The organism is Streptomyces sp. NBC_00872, assembly GCF_045161915.1.
In the GTDB taxonomy this organism is placed as follows: domain Bacteria; phylum Actinomycetota; class Actinomycetes; order Streptomycetales; family Streptomycetaceae; genus Streptomyces.
This window is the reverse complement of record NZ_CP108806.1, coordinates 4,163,762-4,180,772: the sequence shown is the minus strand read 5'-3', so window position 1 is coordinate 4,180,772 and position 17,011 is coordinate 4,163,762. Positions and strand designations below refer to the sequence as shown.

Below are 17,011 nucleotides of genomic sequence, written 5' to 3'. Positions count from 1 at the left end.
CCTACTGCCCCCGGCCCCACTGCCTCCGGCTTCACTGCCCCCGGCCCCACTGCCCATGGCTCCACTGCACCTGGCCCTACTGTCCCCGGTAGGCGCCATCGCCCATCCGGGCGGCGGGCGCTACCGCGGTTCCGGCGGTCGCTGCCTCGGCATGTTCGGCCGGGTGCCCGGGGGCAGGGGAAAGCGCCCGGGGGGCGGTACGGAACCCTCCCCCCGTACCCCGCCCATCGGCATCGACTGCATCACCAGCGGCGCGGGACCCGAGCGGAACTCGATCATCCAGTCCGCCGTCTCGGCCCGTACCAGCTCGGTCACGTCCTCCGTGAACCGCCGCAGCACCGCCAGACAGCGTTCCGCGGCCTCGCTCGCGGTGCCCTCGGTCGGCCCCAGGACCTCCCGTACACACTCCGAGGCCCAGTCGAACTGGAGCGTCTGGAGTCTGCGCTGGACCCCCTGCGCGGTCGCGACCGCGCGCATCCAGCCGGACGTCAGCCCGAAGTACCGGTCGCACGCCAGACAGGCGGCGCCCAGCAGCAGCGAGACATAGCCCCAGCCCGCCGCCCCCGCCAGCGCCCCGGTGAGGTCCAGCAGCGGCAGGGCGGCGCCCGCGGTCACGCCGAGGGCCGTCGCGCCCCGCAGGACACGGGCGGCGCGCCGTTTCCGTAACCGGGTGCTCAGATACCAGTCGACGGTGCGCAGCGCGCCGGTCTCGACCCAGCGGTAGAGCTCGTCGAGCCGTTCCGCGGGCTCTCCCCAGTCGCCGAGCGGGAACGGCCCCCCGACCAGATCGCCCTCGGTCTCGCCGCCGTGCGGCACGGCACCACCGGCACCACCGGGAATACCGGCACCCCCGGCACCCCCGGCACCACCGGACGAGGCGTCCTCCTCCCGGGCAGGGCCTCCGGGCTGCATCTCCGGCTGGCTCACCTGGGCACTCCTCTGCGGTCTGCTGTGACTTTGTGTGGGCGGCCGGTCGACGATCGGTCGGTTCTGCTTCCCGGTTCTCGGGCGGACGGCGTACGAAGACGGGCGGACGACGGACAGGCGACGGACAGGCGGTGGGCGGACGGTGGGCGGACGGGCGGCGGGCGATTCCGCGCATGCATTCCTACCGCCGAATGGTGGGCTGTGTGTCCGAAATCCCGGTATTTACCCCCACGTGTGGGCCTTGAACAGGTGGAGGAGCCGCAGGGCTCTCACTCGAAAGAGTTCGTTCCGGTGGGGTGGAGCGGGCTGCCCGGTGACCACGTAGGCTCGCCTTACAGAGGAAATCGTCGTCGAATGCCAGGAGTGACCGTGATTCCCGGTGGTGGTCAGCCCAATATGCAAGAGCTGCTCCAGCAGGCCCAGAAGATGCAGCAGGACCTCGCTCGGGCACAGGAGGAGCTGGCGGCGACCGAGGTCGACGGCCAGTCGGGCGGTGGTCTGGTCAGGGCGACCGTCAACGGCTCGGGCGAACTGCGCGGTCTTGTGATCGATCCGAAGGCCGTCGACCCCGAATCCGCGTCTTCCTTGCAGGAACTGGGGGAGACCCTCGCGGATCTCGTCATCGCCGCCGTCCACGCGGCGAACGAGAACGCGCAGCAGCTCCAGCAGCAGAAGCTCGGTCCGCTCGCCCAGGGTCTCGGCGGTATGCCAGGCCTGCCCTTCTAAGACCTCCCGACACCAACTAGCGTACGTACCCGGGCCCGTACCCGCGGCCGGTACGTACTCACCACAGCAGGGGAAGGCAGTCCGTTGTACGAAGGCGTCGTTCAGGACCTCATCGACGAACTGGGCAGGCTGCCCGGCGTCGGGCCCAAGAGCGCGCAGCGGATCGCCTTCCATGTCCTCCAGGCCGAGCCGACCGATGTCCGCCGCCTCGCCCATGCCCTGCTGGAGGTCAAGGACAAGGTCCGGTTCTGCGCCGTGTGCGGCAATGTCGCCCAGGAGGAGCGCTGCGGGATCTGCCGTGACGCGCGCCGCGATCGGACGGTGATCTGCGCCGTGGAGGAACCGAAGGACGTCGTCGCCATCGAGCGCACCCGCGAGTTCCGCGGTACGTACCACGTGCTCGGCGGCGCGATCAGCCCCATCGAGGGTGTCGGCCCCGACGATCTGCGGATCCGCGAACTGCTGGCCCGGCTCGCCGACGGCACGGTCACCGAACTGATCCTGGCGACCGACCCCAATCTGGAGGGCGAGGCCACGGCCACGTACCTCGCCCGCATGATCAAGCCGATGGGCCTGAAGGTCACACGCCTGGCCAGCGGTCTGCCCGTGGGGGGCGACCTGGAATATGCCGACGAGGTCACGCTCGGGCGTGCCTTCGAGGGGAGACGACTTCTCGATGTCTGACGCAACGCTGCACGCCGCCCATCAGGACCCGGACGACTTCGCGGTCCAGATCGCCGACCAGATCGAGAGCTTCATCGTGGCCGTCACGGAAGTGGCGAAGGGCGATGAGCCGGACAGCGCCGTACCGTTCCTGCTGCTGGAGTTCTCCCAGCTCATCCTGGCCGGCGGCCGGCTGGGCGCACACGAGGACATCCTCCCTGAGGAGCGCTACGAGCCCGACCTCGGCCCGGAACCGGACGTCGACGAGCTGCGCGAGCGTTTCGCGGTGATCCTCGAACCGATCGATGTGTACTCCGAGGTCTTCGACCCGTACGAGCCCCGCAAGGCGCCCGTCGCGGCCCGTATCTCCGACGACATCGCCGGGGTGATCACGGACCTCCGCCACGGTATGGCGCACTACCGCGCGGGCCGTACGACCGAGGCGCTGTGGTGGTGGCAGTTCTCGTACTTCTCCAGCTGGGGCTCCACCGCGTCCGCGACCCTGCGCGCCCTCCAGTCCCTGGTCGCGCATGTCCGCCTGGACCAGCCCCTCCCGGCCCTCGACGGCCTCGACACGGACCAGGACCTCGGCGAGGACGCCCTCGCGGAGGAGGCGGGCAAAGTGATGGCGGAGGAGATCGCGGGCCCCCTGGGCCTCCGCACCGTCAGGTAGTCCACCGGCAGGTGGTCCACCGGCAGGTGGTCCATCGGCCCGTCGGCCCGGTGCGCGTCGCGTGGTCCACCGGCCTATCGGCCGGGTGCGTCGCGTGGTCCACCGGCCTATCGGCCGGGTGTGTGTCGCGCTCCCGCGTGACGTGGGCCACGTTTCCGCGTGCCGTGAGACATCGGGGGCATGCATCCTCACCGAGCGACCGGCGACCGGTGTTCGATGATCACTGAGTGAGCGGGACATCTCACGATGTGATATGTCCGAGTCGTCGTGCGGTCGCTCGTTAAACTGAGCCGACAGTAGTGATGGACCGAGCGAGGAGCGCACGTGGGCCTTGTCGTGCAGAAGTACGGAGGCTCCTCCGTAGCCGATGCCGAGGGCATCAAGCGGGTCGCCAAGCGAATCGTCGATGCCAAGAAGAACGGCCATCAAGTGGTCGTCGTGGTTTCGGCGATGGGCGACACGACGGACGAGCTGATCGATCTCGCCGGACAGGTATCCCCGATCCCTGCCGGGCGTGAGTTCGACATGCTGCTGACCGCCGGAGAGCGGATCTCCATGGCCCTGCTGGCGATGGCGATCAAAAACCTGGGCCACGAGGCCCAGTCGTTCACCGGCAGCCAGGCGGGCGTCATCACCGACTCGGTCCACAACAAAGCGCGCATCATCGATGTCACGCCGGGCCGGATCCGTACCGCGCTGGACGAGGGCAACATCGCCATCGTCGCGGGGTTCCAGGGGGTGTCCCAGGACAAGAAGGACATCACCACCCTGGGGCGCGGCGGGTCCGACACCACCGCCGTGGCGCTCGCCGCCGCACTGGACGCCGAGGTCTGTGAGATCTACACCGATGTGGACGGTGTCTTCACCGCCGACCCCCGGGTCGTGACGAAGGCCCGGAAGATCGAGTGGATCTCCTTCGAGGACATGCTGGAGCTGGCCAGCTCCGGCTCCAAGGTGCTGCTGCACCGGTGCGTCGAGTACGCACGCCGCTACAACATCCCGATCCATGTCCGTTCCTCCTTCTCGGGGCTTCAGGGCACATGGGTCAGCAACGAGCCGCAAGGGGACCGCACGGTGGAGCAGGCCATCATCTCCGGTGTCGCCCATGACACCTCCGAGGCGAAGATCACGGTCGTCGGCGTCCCCGACAAGCCCGGCGAGGCCGCGACGATCTTCCGAGCCATCGCCGACAACGAGATCAATATCGACATGGTCGTCCAGAACGTCTCCGCCGCGGCGACCGGACTGACCGACATCTCCTTCACGCTGCCGAAGACCGAGGGCCGCAAGGCCATCGACGCGCTGGAGAAGACGAAGTCGACGATCGGGTTCGACTCGCTGCGCTACGACGACCAGATCGCCAAGATCTCCCTCGTCGGCGCGGGTATGAAGACCAATCCCGGCGTCACCGCGAGTTTCTTCGAGGCGCTGTCGGACGCGGGCGTGAACATCGAGCTGATCTCGACCTCCGAGATCCGGATCTCCGTGGTCACCCGCGCGGACGATGTCATCGAGGCCGTACGGGCCGTGCACACCGCCTTCGGTCTCGACAGCGACTCCGACGAGGCCGTGGTCTACGGAGGCACCGGACGATGAGCCGTCCGCACACGGACCGGCCGCACACCGGCCGGTCGCACCGCGCAGGCCGTCCGCACACGGACCGGTCGTACATGGGCCGGTCGCACACGGGCCGGTCGTACACGGGCCAGTCGCACACAGGCCGGTCGTACGGCGACGTCGGGGGCAGGCGCGGGAGCGCCGCGCCATGAACGGCCGGCCGACGCTCGCGGTCGTGGGTGCGACCGGGGCCGTCGGCGCCGTCATGCTCCAGATCCTCTCCCAGCACGCCGACGTCTGGGGCGACATCCGCCTGATCGCCTCGCCGCGCAAGGAGGGCCGCAAGCTCTCCGTGCGGGGCGAGCCGACCGAGATCGTCGGCCTCACCGAGGACGCTCTCGAAGGCGTCGACGTCGCGGTGTTCCTCGTACCGGACGAGGTGTCCGCCCGGTGGGCCCCCGTCGCCGTGGCCAAGGGCGCTGTCGTCGTGGACAGTTCGGCCGCCTTCCGGATGGACCCGGAGGTGCCGCTGGTCGTCCCCGAGCTCAATCCCCACGCGGTACGGTCCCGTCCGCGCGGAATCGTCGCGAGCCCTGCCTGCACCACGCTGTCCATGATCGTCACGGTGGGCGCCCTGCACGCCGAGTTCGGTCTGCGGGAGCTGGTGGTCTCCTCGTACCAGGCGGTCAGCGCCGCCGGCCAGGACGGCATCACCGCCCTGCGTGAACAGCTCTCCCTCGTCGCCGGTACGGAACTGGGCACGCACCCCGGCGATGTGCGCCGCGCGGTGGGCGACACCACCGGCCCCTTCTCCGCCCCGCTGGCGCTCAATGTGGTGCCCTGGTCCGGCGAGCCCCAGGACGGCGGCTGGTCCTCGGACGAGATGGCGATACGCGACGAGACCAGAAAGGTCCTGGACCTGCCCGGACTGCGGGTGACGGCGACCTGTGTCCATGTGCCGGTGATCACGGCGCACTCGCTCACCGTGCACGCGCGCTTCGAGCAGGAGATCACCGTCGACCGGGCGCACGAGATCCTGGCGACCTCACCGGGTGTCGTGCTGTTCGACAACCCGGGGGCGGGCGACTTCCCGACGCCCGCGGATGTGGTGGGGACGGATCCGACCTGGGTGGGGCGAGTGCGGCGGTCGCTGGACGACCCCCGGGCGCTGGAGCTTTTCGTCTGCGGCGACAATCTCCGTAAGGGCGCGGCCCTCAACACCGCTCAGATCGCCGAGGCCATCGCCCTGGAACTGTCGAAGCCGTAACCCGCCACATCCTCAGGTGTGGCTCAAAAGTCGACGAAAACCAGAAGCCGTTGAACCCTAAAACTTTGTAGGATCTGTGAACGTCCCGTGGTCAGGTTCATGGTCACACCGCTTGAGCTGGGACGTTGTCTTGTTCGACGATGCCCGTCCGTCTTTCCCGCGCTTTCCTGCGAGAGCGCCGCAACCGCCGACCGGCCGGGAAGCGTCTCTGCGGTCACCCCTTCGCGGTGTCGCGAGAATTGGGGCATAGGGGGAGATCGGGTACGTATGACGGCAATTGGTGCAGCGTCAAATGGGGTGACGTACGCGTACAACCCTGACGGGGGGAAGCGTGTCCAACAGGCGTGGCAGAGGTTCTCGACATCACAGCGATCGCCCCGGTACGCGGCGCGGCGGTGCGCCCGCTCCGGCGGCCCCGCACACCCGGCGGTATGCCGGTGATCGCCCCTATGCCCGCAGCGCGCCCGGCCCGTCTGCCGTCCCAGCGCGAGGGCGCTGACGGCGCGATGGCAGCGGGTACCACCGTCGATCACCTCACCGAGACCTATCGCGCCCACTACCGGTCACTGCTCGGTCTCGCCGCCCTTCTGCTGGACGACACGGCCTCCTGCGAGGATGTCGTCCAGGAGGCGTTCATCCGGGTGCACTCCGCGCGCAACCGCGTACGGGAGCCGGAGAAGACGCTCGCGTATCTGCGGCAGACGGTGGTGAATCTCTCCCGGTCCGCGCTGCGCAGACGCATCCTCGGTCTCAAGCTGCTCTCCAAGCCGATGCCGGACATGGCGAGCGCGGAGGAGGGCGCGTACGACCAGCTGGAGCGGGACGCGCTGATCAAGGCGATGCGCGGATTGCAGCGGCGGCAGCGCGAGGTGCTGGTCCTCCGGTACTTCGCGGACATGACCGAGGCGCAGGTCGCCGAGACTCTGGGAATATCACTGGGTTCGGTGAAGGCGTACGGCTCGCGCGGCATCAAGGCGCTGCGCGTCGCCATGGAGGCCACGGCATGAGTGCGCGGAAGGACCGGCGTGGCTTCGGCCGTCTGAGCCGTGCGAACGGCCGCGGCGAGGGCCGTGGGAACGAGCCGGACAAGCCGGCCGGGCCGGACGCGCCGTTGAACGACCTGACTGGAAACGGAATTGTGAACAACGGGCCGGATAACGAGCTGAGCGGCCTCGGTCATACGGGTGCCGGCGGCAGCGGTGGAAGTGGCAGTGCCAGTGGCCGGAGCGGTATCGGTCGCGGTGCCAGTGACGACGTCGGCAGCGGCGGCGGTGGCGGTGGCGGCGGTGGCGGCACGGGGAGTACGGGCAGCCGTGAGCCGGGCGGTGATGCCGGCGGAGACGTCGGCCATCTGAACGCCGACCTGGGCGGCGAGCCGGGCGATGAGCCGGGCGGCGACCTGGGCGGCGACCTGGGCGGAAGCCTCGACGGCTTCGACATGGACGAGCTGGCGCTGCGCCGGCTGCTCCATGACGCCGTGGACGAACTGCGGCCGTCCGAGGGAGCCCTCGACCATCTCCGCAAGGCGGTACCGACCAGGCGGGCCAGAAAGCGCCAGGCCGTCGTCGGTATGGCCGCGGCCGCGCTGCTGTTCGGCACGGCGGTTCCCGCGTTCGTCCATGTCGCCAACTCCACCGGCACGGCGGACGACCACTCGGTCAACGCGGGCCATGGCGAACAGGCCCAGGGCGGTACGGGCGCGAGCAAGGACTCCAGCGGCGCGGGGAAGGATCCCCACCAGCCCGCCGACCATGTGTCCCCCGACACGGACGACCCCGACAAGGTGGCCGAGCCGGAGAACACCGCCTCGGGCGGTACGGCCGAGGGCGGCACCACCGGTACGGCCGACCCCGACGGCTCCCAGTCCTCGTCCCTGCCCACATGCGCGCCGGGCCAGCTCGGGGTCACCGTCGCCGAAGCCGGCGCGCCCGACTCCGGCGGCAAGGTGTACGGCACCTTCCGCGTCGCCAATGTCTCGCGCACCGACTGCTCGGTCACCGGCCGGGGCACGGTCGACTTCCAGACCGGGGGCGCGGCCGACAAGGCCAAGATCACTGTCGTGGCGCACACGGCGGGTGACGCGGCCACCGGACTGCCCGACCCGTCCCTGGAAGCGGCGGCGGTGACGCTGACGCCGAACAGCGCGTACGAGGTGCGGTTCGCCTGGGTACCGGCCGAGAGCTGTCCGACCACCGGTGCCTCCCCGGACCCCACGCCGTCGGGCGACAGCTCGGCGGGCACCGGTACGGGCGGTGGTACCGGTACGGGCGGCCCCGACACCGGAGCGGGCACGGGAACGAACGCGGAGCCTCAGCTCCTGACCGAGGGCGGCACGATGGACGGCAGTGTCTCCGTCGTGCACACCCCGGAGCCGGGTGCGCCGGTCGCCGAGGCGACGATCCCCAACGCCTGCGCGGGCACGATCTACCGGACAGGCGTCCTGAACGCGCCGTAGCGTGCCGGCCGCCGAGGTGACGCTGGGGCTGCGGGCTGCGGGCTACGCGGCGGTTTCCAGCCCCAGCGCCCGGTCCTTGACCGCCTCCGCGTCGCGACGGAACAGCCGGAACCACATGAAGATCACAAAGCCGACGAAGGCGAACCACTCACCGGTGTAGCCGAGGTTCTGGAACGCCTTGAGGTCGAGCCCCGTGTTCTGCGGTGTGGCGGCGGGCACGGGCAGCAGTCCGTCCGACGCGTGGGTCACGGTGATCCACGCGTCGTACACCTCGTACGGCACGACATTGACCAGCGACGCCGCGCTGATCATGGCGAGCTGTCCCTGGGGCAGACCCCCGCCCGCCCGCACCCCGTCGGACCCCACGGACTCGGAGGCCTGGAGCGCCCCGGTCACACTGACCTCGCCGGCCGGTGGCGCGGGCGCCTTCCTGCCCTCCGCCAGCCACCCGCGCACCACGGGCAGCGCCTTGCCGCCGTCCGTACGCAGCATGGTCAGTACATACGAGCCGTTCCTGCCGTCCAGCTCCCGGTCCGGAACGAGGAACTGCTCTCCGTACCGCCCCGTCGCCGTGGCATGACGACCGGACGTCTCCTGATCGACGGGCAGCAGCGTCTGTACCGCCGCCGCGGCCCGCTTCCCGGGGTCGGGCCGCTCCTGTGCGGCCTGGTGGGTGTCGACACGGTCCTCGAAGCGGCCGAGCTGCCAGGTCCCCATGAAGACGCAGAAGGGGATCGCCAGCAGGACGAAGGCATTGATTCCCCACCAGCGCGGAGTCACCAGGAATCGGTACACCCCTCCACCGTACGGAACGCCCCCCGACCCCCACTTCCCGGGTCCCGCTCCCGGCCGCCCGCCGGGCCCTGGGCCGGTCCCGGTCTCCCGGGCCCGGCCCGCGCGTCCTCCGCCTCGCTCTCCCCTTGTCTCTTCCCCTCTACTTCCTCTCTCCCTCTCTACTTCCTCTCTCCCTCTCTACTACTTCACTACTTCAGGTGTCTCATCGCGAAGTCCAGCTCCAGCCGGACCTGCTTGATCCGTTCCTCCACGACCAGTGATCCGTGGCCCGCGTCATAGCGGTACACCTCGTGGACCGCGCCGCGGGCGGCCAGCCGGTCCACATAGTTCTCCACCTGGCGGATCGGGCACCGCGGGTCGTTCACACCCGCCGAGATATAGACAGGAGCCCGGACCGCGTCGACATAGGTCAGCGGCGACGACGCCTCGAAACGCTCCGGCACCTCCTCCGGCGTACCGCCCAGCAGGGTGCGGTCCATCGCCTTCAGCGCCTCCATCTCGTCGTGGTACGCCGTCACATAGTCGGCGACCGGCACCGCCGCGAGCCCGACGGCCCAGTCGTCCGGCTGGGTGCCGAGACCGAGCAGGGTCAGATAGCCGCCCCAGGAACCGCCCGCCAGGACCAGCTTCGCCGGATCGGCCAGGCCGGAGTCCACCGCCCACCGCCGGACCGCCGCGATGTCCTCCAGCTCGATCAGCCCGACCCGGTGCTTGAGCGCGTCCGTCCACTCGCGCCCATAGCCCGTGGATCCGCGGTAGTTGACCCGCACGACCGCGAACCCGTGGTCGACCCAGGCCGCGGGTCCCGCGGCGAACGCGTCACTGTCGTGCCATGTCGGACCGCCGTGGATCTCGAAGACCGTCGGGAACGGCCCCTTCCCCGCCGGTCGCTGCACCAGCGCGTGGACCCTGCCACCGGGACTCTCGACCCACGCGTCCTCCACCGGCACCGACGCGGGCGCCGTCATACCCGGCGGATCGAGCACGACCCCGCCCGCCGTGGACCGTACCCGCGGCGGCTCGGCCGCGGACGACCAGAGATACTCCACGCTGCGGTCCGGCCGGGCCGTCGCCCCCGACACCGTCCCCGCCGGGGTCTCCACCTCGATCAGCGCGCTCTTGGCGAAGTCGTAGCGCCACAGCTCGCTGCGGCCCTCGAAGCTGTGCACGATCAGCAGCTCCGACCCGTCCGGATACCACTCGGCGCTGATGTCCCCGGGCAGCTCGACGGCGAGATCGGTCTCCACGCCCGTCAGCGGATCCCAGACGATCGGCTCCCAGCGCCCCCGCCGCTGATGGCCGACGAGCAGCCGGTAGTCCCCGGCCACCGGCGCGAAGCCCAGCACCTCCAGCCCGAGCTCGCGCGTACCGCCCTCGGTGTCGTCCAGCTCCGCCACCGTCGAGCCGTCCAGCCGCAGCACCCGGAGCGCCGAGTGCATCGCGTCCCCGTGCTCGGTGTGCTCGATCGCGAGCAGTGTGCCGTCGTACGACAGATCCCCGACCCCGGCCGACTCCCGGTGCCGGTAGATCTCGACGGGCGCCTCCCCCGGCCGTACGACATGCAGCGTCGAGCCGTCCTCGTCGGTCGACCGCCCCACGACCGCCGTGCCGTCCCGCCCGAGCGCGAGCCCGGCGGGATAGGAAGGAGCGAGCCCCGGTGCCGCAGGCTCGTCGAGCGCGGAAGTCCCGGCTCCGGCGCCGCCTTCGGCCCCTGCCCCGCCCCCCTCACCGACAGCGCCGGCCTCGCCGCCGTCCTTCTGCCCGGCACCGCTCCACCCGGGCGTGAACGGCTGGCGCATCCAGACCCCGAACTCGTCCCCGTCCGTGTCCGAGAACCACCAGATCCACTCGCCGTCGAGCGACAGCACCCCGTCCGTCGTCCCGTTCGGCCGGTCCGTCACCTGCCGCTGGGCGCCCGTCGTGCGATCCCACGCGTACAGCTCATACGTCCCCGTCGCATTGGACACGAACAGCGCCCGCTCCGGCGCGTCCTCCGCCCAGTCCGGCAGCGAAACCCGCGGCGCCCGGAAGCGCTTCTCCCACTCCGGCATCGAACCGGCCATCTGATTCATGCACCCATTCTGCGCCGGAACCCCGACATCCCGTCGGCGTCCCCCTCAGCCTGTGGATAACTCCCGTCCGCCGGGCAGGATCCTCGTGGCGATGGCGGTCAGTTCCGCCTCGGCCTGATCCCATGTCACGGTCGGCCCCGGTCCGAGAGCGGCGAGACCGTCGGCACCGGGACCGTCGACGCCGGGATCTTCGAGGTGTGAGGCGATCTCCCGGAGGGCACAGAAGTAAAGAGAGGTGCCCTCCTCCCGGAGTTTCCGGAGTTCCCGAGAGTGGGAAGGTCCATCCTCTGAATTCCGTATCAATCGCACGGTTTCCGTGCCGCCCGATTGTGCGGCCGCACGGTGGACGGACCCCCGGAATATGAAGCCTGCCGCCCACGGTGAATTGTACGAACGCACTTCGGACATACGCATAACTTATGTCTGGTGGGTACTTATCTCACGAAAGATGTTTTCAATACTCTCTCATTTACCCCAAATGTTACTCAATTTTGGGACAGGCAGGAATAAACGATGGCTGCTCCACCTAGGCTCTGCGCCGGTCGTTCATGCATGTACGACGAACTGCTCGCCGTGCACACGATCCTGCGTCGGGGCACCGCCCTCGTGTCCGAATCATTCGGGCGCCTCGCCGGCGGTGAGCCCGTCGGTGTCAAGGCGCTGGTCAATACCGCTCGCTGGCTGATCGAGTCCATCCGCCGCCACCACGCGAGCGAGGATGTGCTGTTCTGGCCGGCGCTGCGGGAACTCGTTCCCACCGATGCCGCCAGGATCGACGGACTGGGCTTCGCGCTCGAAGCGCTCGATGCCGAACTGCACGAACTCGACAGGACGGTCGACGCGATCGCCGCCCAGCAGGTCACGGGCGAACGGGACGCGGCCCTGGTCGTCGTGGGCCAGGCCGCGCTGTCCGGGCTGCCGTCGGCGCAGCGGGTCCAATCCGTTCTGAACAGGCATTTCGATGACGAGGAAGCCGTATTCAAGGTATTGATCCCGCAGATCCCGGACGACGAGATCGCCCGGCTGCGGGCGGCGATCGTCGGCGGAGCCCCGCATACCGGACCCCATCTGGTGTTCGGTCTGATGGAGGACCCGGAGGAAGTCCCGGGCTATGCGCCCCTGGTGAGCAATTTCCCCGCGGCCATGCGCTGGATGCGTCCGGTGCTGATCACGCGGTACCGCTCGTCGAAGAGGGCGCTGGGAGTTCCCACGTAGTCCACGCCGCCCGCCGCCCGCCGCCCGCCGCCCGCCGCCCGCCGCCCGCTGCCCGCGTAGCGTGACCGGTGGTGGTCCGGGCCGGAAAGTGGTCTTGTCGGACGGTCGTACGGTACGGGATAGTTCTACAGCACTGTAGATACCTCTGGCCGCCGACGCCGTGACACGGTACCGGCGGCCATGAAACGGTCCCGTCCGATCCCGGGAGAGAGCAGATCTGATGTTCGGCTTGAGCGAACTGGCCCTGATCCTCATCGTCATCGTCGTTCTGCTCGGCGCCAAGAAGCTGCCTGAGCTGGCCCGTTCGGCAGGCAAGGCCGCGCGGATCCTCAAGAGCGAGACGAAGGCGCTGAAGAAGGAGGGCGACGGCGACGGCGGGCAGACCCCGGGGGCGGGGTCGGCGTCCGGGGCGGGGTCGGCGGCCGGGTCGGAGGCCGCCGCGTCCGGGCGTCGCGTCGTGACCGGCACGATCGTCGAGCGGAACGACCCACCCGCGCGGTCCTGACCCGCCGGGGCCCGCGACATCGCTCCACGAGTCCGGCTGCCGCTGCTCGCCGACGCTTCGGGACCGTCCCCGACCCCGACGCCTAGACTGAACCGTCGGGTTCGGGTCCGGGCAATTCGGGTCGAAGGACCGCGCGGGACGGGAGAGCGATCGTGACGGCAGAAGTCGGCGGCTCCGGAGACCCGTCCGCCGAGGTGCTCGCGGAAGCGGCTGCCGCGTTCGGGCTGCTGGCGTCGTCGGCGCGGCTGCACATCGTATGGGTGCTGGCCCAGGGCGAGAGCGATGTCACCGGACTCGCGGAACGGGTGGGCGGCGCGCTCCCCGCCGTGAGCCAGCATCTGACCAAGCTGAAGCTGGCCGGGCTCGTACGGTCGCGCCGTGAAGGCCGCAGACAGGTCTACTTCGTCGACGATCCCGATGTCGTCACCGTGGTCCGGCTGATGGTCGGACAGCTCACCGACCGGGCGGCGCACGCGCCGGTGCGCCACGCGCCGGTCCGCCACATCTGATCGCGCGTGGCCTGGCCGCATGGCTGATTCCGCGCGTGTGCGTGCGCGCAGGCGTGTGCGCGGGCGTGACCGGGAACCGGTCGTCGGCTTCCGGTCGTCGGCCCCTCCGCTCTCTGTCTCTATGCCTGTCCGTCGGTGTGTCAGAGGATCCGCGTCAGAGGACCCGTGTCACGAGATTCGCGCGAGGGGACCCGCGAGGGGACCGGTGTCACGGGCTCGCCTGGTCGAACCCGTACCGCAGTGGCTGCTCCTGTACGCGCGGATCGCGCCGGTACACGTACAACGCCTCCACCTGCGCCCCGCCCGCCGGTCCGTCCACCTCACAGGGGTACGTCACCTGCACCACGGCGGGCCGGTCGGTGACCCGCATCCGTACCCCGTCCGCGGGGCCCCCGTCGAGGACCGCGGTCTCCCATTCCGTTCCGCTGTGATCGTGATCGCCCATGCGCATGCCCATGCGGACACTTTAAAGCGTGCGCAACTTTTGACCTATACGGCTTTTTACGGGGGGCGCGGTCACCGAAGTCAGCGTAGTGCGCTCCCCGCCCGCCACTCATCCCAATTGAGATTCCAGTCCCCGTATCCGTTGCCCGCCGCCACGGTGTCCGTGGATCCGGTGACGCGCACGACGTCACCTGGGATGACCTCCTCGTAGAAGCGCCGCGCGGTGCCGTCCGTCGCGAGCCCGACACAGCCGTGGGTGACGTTCCGCCGGCCCGCGTAGGTGTCCGCCTTCGGGTTCTGGTGGAGATAGGTGCCGGAGGTGGTGAGGTGGACGGCGTAGGCGTAGTAGCCCTTGTACGCGTCGCCGTAGCCGACCGTACGGGAGTCCATCAGCACCCGGCGCTGCTTGTCGGAGACGACCATGGTGCCGTTCCAGGTGTCCATCCCGGGGGCGCCCGCGGTGATGGGGACGCGCCGGGTGGTGCCGTCCTTCTCGACGGTCATGGTGTGGGTGCGTACGTCGACGGTGGCGATCAGCGAGCGGCCGACCGTGAAGTGCCGGTCGAGGTCCGGGCGTCCGGAGCCGGCCCGTACGGTCACTTCCGTACCCGGCTTCCAGAAGTCGCGCGGCCGGTAGTCGACACGCGGTCCGTCGAGCAGATTGCGGTCCTTGACCCAGCTCCAGGAGCCGGTGACACCCGTGGTCGTCCCGACCGTCAGCAGCCGTTCCACGGCGGCCCGTTCGGCGGCCGGGACCGGACGGGCGAAGGTGACGGATATCGGCATACCCACACCGACGGTCTGCCGGTCGGCGATGTTGATCCGTACGCCCTTGAGCGTGTCCTTGAGGGTGTCCTTGAGCGCGTCGCCGGGCTCCGCCGGTTCCGGAGCCGTTGAGGGCGTCGGGTCCGCCTCGGGACGCGCCCCGCGCGCTTGGTTCGCGGCGGCGGGCGGCTTCCGGTCGCCCGCGCCGGGCCGCTCCGCGGTACCGGCACCCGTACTCGCCTGGGCCGAACAGCCCGCAAGCGTGAGCGTGAGCACGCACACGGCTGTCGCGCCTACAGTTGCCGCGCTCATGGCTGTCGCCCTCACGGCTCTTGCCCTCACGGCTGTCGCGCTCACGGCGCGGACGGGACGACTGGTCCTGACTTCCGAGGTCATGGAATTCCCCCTGTTGTGTTTCGATGTACGCGACCTGTACGCACGACGGGGCCGACCGGGTTGCACACGAGACCAAGAAGTTCGGTACCGGTGGAGAGCGGCGGGGCGGGGGCATGACCGAGGACGAGTTCGACGCCTTCTACGCGTCCGTGTTCCCTCGGCTGACGGGCCAGTTGTACGCCCTGACGGGGGATCACGGCGAGGCGCAGGACGTGGTCCAGGAGGCGTTCGTACGGGCCTGGGACCGGCGGCAGAGCTTTCTGGCCGACGAGGCGCCCGAGGCCTGGATCCGTACGGTGGCCATGCGGCTCGCGGTGAGTCGCTGGCGCCGGGCGCGCCGCTGGCTGGAGCTGGTACGGCGTGATCCCGCCCCGGACCGTACGCCGGGCCCGGACCCCGAGCGCACCGCACTGGTCGCGGCGCTGCGGCGGTTGCCGGAGGCCCAGCGCACAGTCGTCGTCCTGCACCATCTGTGCGACCTGAGCGTGGAGCGGGTAGCCTCCGAAACCGGCGCCCCTGTCGGAACCGTCAAGGCCCGTCTGGCGCGCGGGCGGGCGGCGCTCGCCCGGTATCTGTCCGTGGGCGAGGCCGATGAGCAGGGTGAGAAGGAGGACGGCCGTGTCCGATGAACTCACCACCACGCTGCGGGAACTGGCCCAGGAACACGAGACACCCCCGTCCCTCCCGGGCGCGGAGATCCGGCGCCGCGCCGTACGCCGCCGGGCGCGCCGCCGGGGAGCGGCACTGGCGGGTGGCGCGGTCGCGGTGGTCGGGGTCGTCGTCTTCGCCCTGACCGCTGACGTCGGTGGCCGGACCGAGGAGCGTGCCGCTCCGGCGACGAGCGGCGGGAGCGGCCAGGAGTCCCCGGCGTATACGGGAGGCACGGGCACGGCGTCCTCCGCGTCCCCGGCGTCCTCCGCGTCACCGGCGTCCTCCGCGTCGCCGGCGACGGCTTCCCCGGTGGGCACGGCCGATCTCGGGCGTCGGCTGCTGACCGTCGCCGGCCGTGAGCTGCCCATCTCGTCGGGCACGGCCGAAGGCCCCACACCCCGGGGCCGGATGAGCGTCGTCGCCAAGTACCGCACCAAGCGGATGCCCACCGACGGCATGGGCATCGGCAAGGAGATGGGCGGTGAGTACGCGGTCACACTGCCGTGGGTCATCGAGCTCCGCACCCCGGAGAACGGCAGGAACTACATCGTCGCCATGACGTACGACGAGGACGCCCCCGGCCGGCTGGACGCCACCCACGGCTGGATCGGCCTGCGCTCCGTCGACGCCGAGTGGCTGTACGGACAGCTCAGGCCGGGCGCGGTCCTCACCGTAGAAGGCACCGCCACGGGCACCGCCACGGGCACCGCCACGGGCACCGCCACGGGCACCGCCACGGGCACCGCCACTCCAACGGGGAGCACACCATGACCCCTGAGCCCGACCAGGGCGATCCGCGCGAGCGCGGGAAACCCTTTCTCTATGTCGTGGTCTGCGCGGCGGGCGTCGCGCCCGATGTCACCACGCTGATCGCCGCCGCGCAGGAGCGGCGGTGGGACGTAGGTGTCATCGCCACCCCGAGAGGTCTGGCCTTCATCGACGCGGAGGCGATCACGGCGCAGACCGGCTACCCGATCCGTTCGGCCTGGCGCGGTCCGGGCGACCCGCGTCCGCTGCCGCCACCGGACGCGATAGCGGTGGCGCCGGCCACGTTCAACACGATCAACAAGTGGGCGGCGGGCATCTCCGACACGCTGGCCGTGGGCATCCTGTGCGAGGCGTACGGCATGGGCGTCCCCACCGCCGTACTCCCGTATCTGAACGCGGCCCAGGCCGCCCACCCCGCGTACCGGCAGAGCCTCGCCCGGCTGCGCGAGATGGACGTCCTGATCGGAACGCACACGCCCCACCAGCCGGGTTCGGCCACCGCCGCGACCCAGTTCGATTGGGAGGAGGCCCTGGACCTGCTCGCGCCGAAGCTGGACGACACGCGCTGAAGCCTGAGCGCGGTGCGGCACAGCGCGGCACAGCGAGGCGTGGCGCGGCACGGC

18 protein-coding genes are annotated in these 17,011 nt (G+C 70.3%); 13 read left to right on the top strand and 5 right to left on the bottom strand.

The annotated features are described in order from the left end of the window. Nucleotides 1-120: 120 nt before the first annotated feature. Nucleotides 121-927: an SLATT domain-containing protein gene (locus tag OG214_RS17900; RefSeq protein WP_363081006.1), complete on the bottom strand. Its 807-nt coding sequence runs from the start codon at nt 925-927 to the stop codon at nt 121-123. Nucleotides 928-1,296: 369 nt separating this feature from the next. Here OG214_RS17900 and OG214_RS17895 point away from each other — a divergent pair, with 369 nt between their 5' ends. The 7 genes from OG214_RS17895 (at nt 1,297) to OG214_RS17865 (ending at nt 8,268) form a co-directional block, all read left to right on the top strand. Then, complete coding sequence (locus tag OG214_RS17895) at nt 1,297-1,653, top strand: YbaB/EbfC family nucleoid-associated protein (protein WP_363081027.1); 357 nt, start codon at nt 1,297-1,299, stop codon at nt 1,651-1,653. Nucleotides 1,654-1,737: 84 nt separating this feature from the next. Continuing rightward, a complete protein-coding gene (recR, locus tag OG214_RS17890; protein WP_405985278.1) occupies nt 1,738-2,337 on the top strand; it encodes a recombination mediator RecR in 600 nt (199 codons plus the stop codon). Then, nucleotides 2,330-2,989: a DUF5063 domain-containing protein gene (locus tag OG214_RS17885; RefSeq protein WP_363081007.1), complete on the top strand. Its 660-nt coding sequence runs from the start codon at nt 2,330-2,332 to the stop codon at nt 2,987-2,989. Before recR ends, OG214_RS17885 begins: the two co-directional genes overlap by 8 nt. Before the next feature lie 324 nt (nt 2,990-3,313). Further along, entirely contained in the window at nt 3,314-4,585 is a 1,272-nt protein-coding gene (locus tag OG214_RS17880) for an aspartate kinase (protein WP_363081008.1), read from the top strand. Nucleotides 4,586-4,754: 169 nt separating this feature from the next. Then, nucleotides 4,755-5,813, top strand: coding sequence for an aspartate-semialdehyde dehydrogenase (locus tag OG214_RS17875; protein WP_405985277.1), 1,059 nt, complete (start codon nt 4,755-4,757; stop codon nt 5,811-5,813). A gap of 344 nt (nt 5,814-6,157) precedes the next feature. Then, nucleotides 6,158-6,820 (top strand): SigE family RNA polymerase sigma factor, encoded by a 663-nt coding sequence (locus OG214_RS17870; RefSeq protein ID WP_363081010.1) that lies wholly within the window; start codon nt 6,158-6,160, stop codon nt 6,818-6,820. Further along, nucleotides 6,817-8,268 (top strand): hypothetical protein, encoded by a 1,452-nt coding sequence (locus tag OG214_RS17865; protein WP_405985276.1) that lies wholly within the window; start codon nt 6,817-6,819, stop codon nt 8,266-8,268. Before OG214_RS17870 ends, OG214_RS17865 begins: the two co-directional genes overlap by 4 nt. A 42-nt stretch (nt 8,269-8,310) precedes the next feature. Here the strand turns inward: OG214_RS17865 and OG214_RS17860 are convergent, their stop codons facing one another. Together OG214_RS17860 and OG214_RS17855 are read right to left on the bottom strand one after the other, a co-directional pair. Continuing rightward, nucleotides 8,311-9,063, bottom strand: coding sequence for an SURF1 family protein (locus OG214_RS17860; RefSeq protein WP_405985275.1), 753 nt, complete (start codon nt 9,061-9,063; stop codon nt 8,311-8,313). A gap of 188 nt (nt 9,064-9,251) precedes the next feature. Beyond that, nucleotides 9,252-11,114, bottom strand: a complete 1,863-nt coding sequence (locus OG214_RS17855; RefSeq protein WP_405987539.1) for a prolyl oligopeptidase family serine peptidase — start codon at nt 11,112-11,114, stop codon at nt 9,252-9,254. Between the two features lie 534 nt (nt 11,115-11,648). Between OG214_RS17855 and OG214_RS17850 the strand changes: the two genes are divergently transcribed. The 3 genes from OG214_RS17850 to OG214_RS17840 all read left to right on the top strand — a co-directional run bounded on the left by OG214_RS17850 (nt 11,649) and on the right by OG214_RS17840 (nt 13,364). Next, nucleotides 11,649-12,350 carry a hemerythrin domain-containing protein gene (locus OG214_RS17850; protein ID WP_405985274.1) on the top strand — a complete coding sequence of 234 codons (702 nt, stop codon included), beginning with the start codon at nt 11,649-11,651 and terminating at the stop codon, nt 12,348-12,350. Between the two features lie 220 nt (nt 12,351-12,570). Continuing rightward, a complete protein-coding gene (locus OG214_RS17845; protein ID WP_405985273.1) occupies nt 12,571-12,855 on the top strand; it encodes a twin-arginine translocase TatA/TatE family subunit in 285 nt (94 codons plus the stop codon). A 152-nt stretch (nt 12,856-13,007) separates the two neighbouring features. Beyond that, nucleotides 13,008-13,364: an ArsR/SmtB family transcription factor gene (locus tag OG214_RS17840; RefSeq protein ID WP_405985272.1), complete on the top strand. Its 357-nt coding sequence runs from the start codon at nt 13,008-13,010 to the stop codon at nt 13,362-13,364. A 208-nt stretch (nt 13,365-13,572) separates the two neighbouring features. Here OG214_RS17840 and OG214_RS17835 read toward each other — a convergent pair whose 3' ends face one another. Together OG214_RS17835 and OG214_RS17830 are read right to left on the bottom strand one after the other, a co-directional pair. Beyond that, nucleotides 13,573-13,821, bottom strand: coding sequence for a hypothetical protein (locus tag OG214_RS17835; protein WP_365903440.1), 249 nt, complete (start codon nt 13,819-13,821; stop codon nt 13,573-13,575). 68 nt (nt 13,822-13,889) lie between these two features. Then, nucleotides 13,890-14,885: a L,D-transpeptidase gene (locus OG214_RS17830; RefSeq protein WP_405985271.1), complete on the bottom strand. Its 996-nt coding sequence runs from the start codon at nt 14,883-14,885 to the stop codon at nt 13,890-13,892. Nucleotides 14,886-15,082: 197 nt separating this feature from the next. Here OG214_RS17830 and OG214_RS17825 point away from each other — a divergent pair, with 197 nt between their 5' ends. Genes OG214_RS17825 through OG214_RS17815 form a run of 3 tightly spaced genes read left to right on the top strand, consistent with a single transcriptional unit; the run spans nt 15,083 to nt 16,957 of the window. Beyond that, the gene (locus OG214_RS17825) at nt 15,083-15,598 is read left to right on the top strand and encodes a SigE family RNA polymerase sigma factor (protein WP_405985270.1); all 516 of its coding nucleotides are present in this window, start codon (nt 15,083-15,085) and stop codon (nt 15,596-15,598) included. Beyond that, entirely contained in the window at nt 15,588-16,391 is an 804-nt protein-coding gene (locus tag OG214_RS17820) for a L,D-transpeptidase (RefSeq protein WP_405985269.1), read from the top strand. Before OG214_RS17825 ends, OG214_RS17820 begins: the two co-directional genes overlap by 11 nt. Then, nucleotides 16,388-16,957, top strand: a complete 570-nt coding sequence (locus OG214_RS17815; RefSeq protein WP_363081020.1) for a flavoprotein — start codon at nt 16,388-16,390, stop codon at nt 16,955-16,957. The genes OG214_RS17820 and OG214_RS17815 overlap by 4 nt, the downstream gene beginning before the upstream one ends. Nucleotides 16,958-17,011: the final 54 nt, after the last annotated feature.

Bases quoted from the DNA above. Each gene is read 5' to 3' on its own strand.
- OG214_RS17825 (WP_405985270.1), top strand. From the start codon at position 15,083: ATGACCGAGGACGAGTTCGACGCCTTCTACGCGTCCGTGTTCCCTCGG.
- OG214_RS17835 (WP_365903440.1), bottom strand. From the start codon at position 13,821: ATGGGCATGCGCATGGGCGATCACGATCACAGCGGAACGGAATGGGAG.
- OG214_RS17845 (WP_405985273.1), top strand. From the start codon at position 12,571: ATGTTCGGCTTGAGCGAACTGGCCCTGATCCTCATCGTCATCGTCGTT.
- OG214_RS17885 (WP_363081007.1), top strand. From the start codon at position 2,330: ATGTCTGACGCAACGCTGCACGCCGCCCATCAGGACCCGGACGACTTC.
- OG214_RS17875 (WP_405985277.1), top strand. From the start codon at position 4,755: ATGAACGGCCGGCCGACGCTCGCGGTCGTGGGTGCGACCGGGGCCGTC.
- OG214_RS17830 (WP_405985271.1), bottom strand. From the start codon at position 14,885: ATGAGCGCGGCAACTGTAGGCGCGACAGCCGTGTGCGTGCTCACGCTC.
- OG214_RS17850 (WP_405985274.1), top strand. From the start codon at position 11,649: ATGGCTGCTCCACCTAGGCTCTGCGCCGGTCGTTCATGCATGTACGAC.
- OG214_RS17855 (WP_405987539.1), bottom strand. From the start codon at position 11,114: ATGCCGGAGTGGGAGAAGCGCTTCCGGGCGCCGCGGGTTTCGCTGCCG.
- OG214_RS17815 (WP_363081020.1), top strand. From the start codon at position 16,388: ATGACCCCTGAGCCCGACCAGGGCGATCCGCGCGAGCGCGGGAAACCC.
- OG214_RS17865 (WP_405985276.1), top strand. From the start codon at position 6,817: ATGAGTGCGCGGAAGGACCGGCGTGGCTTCGGCCGTCTGAGCCGTGCG.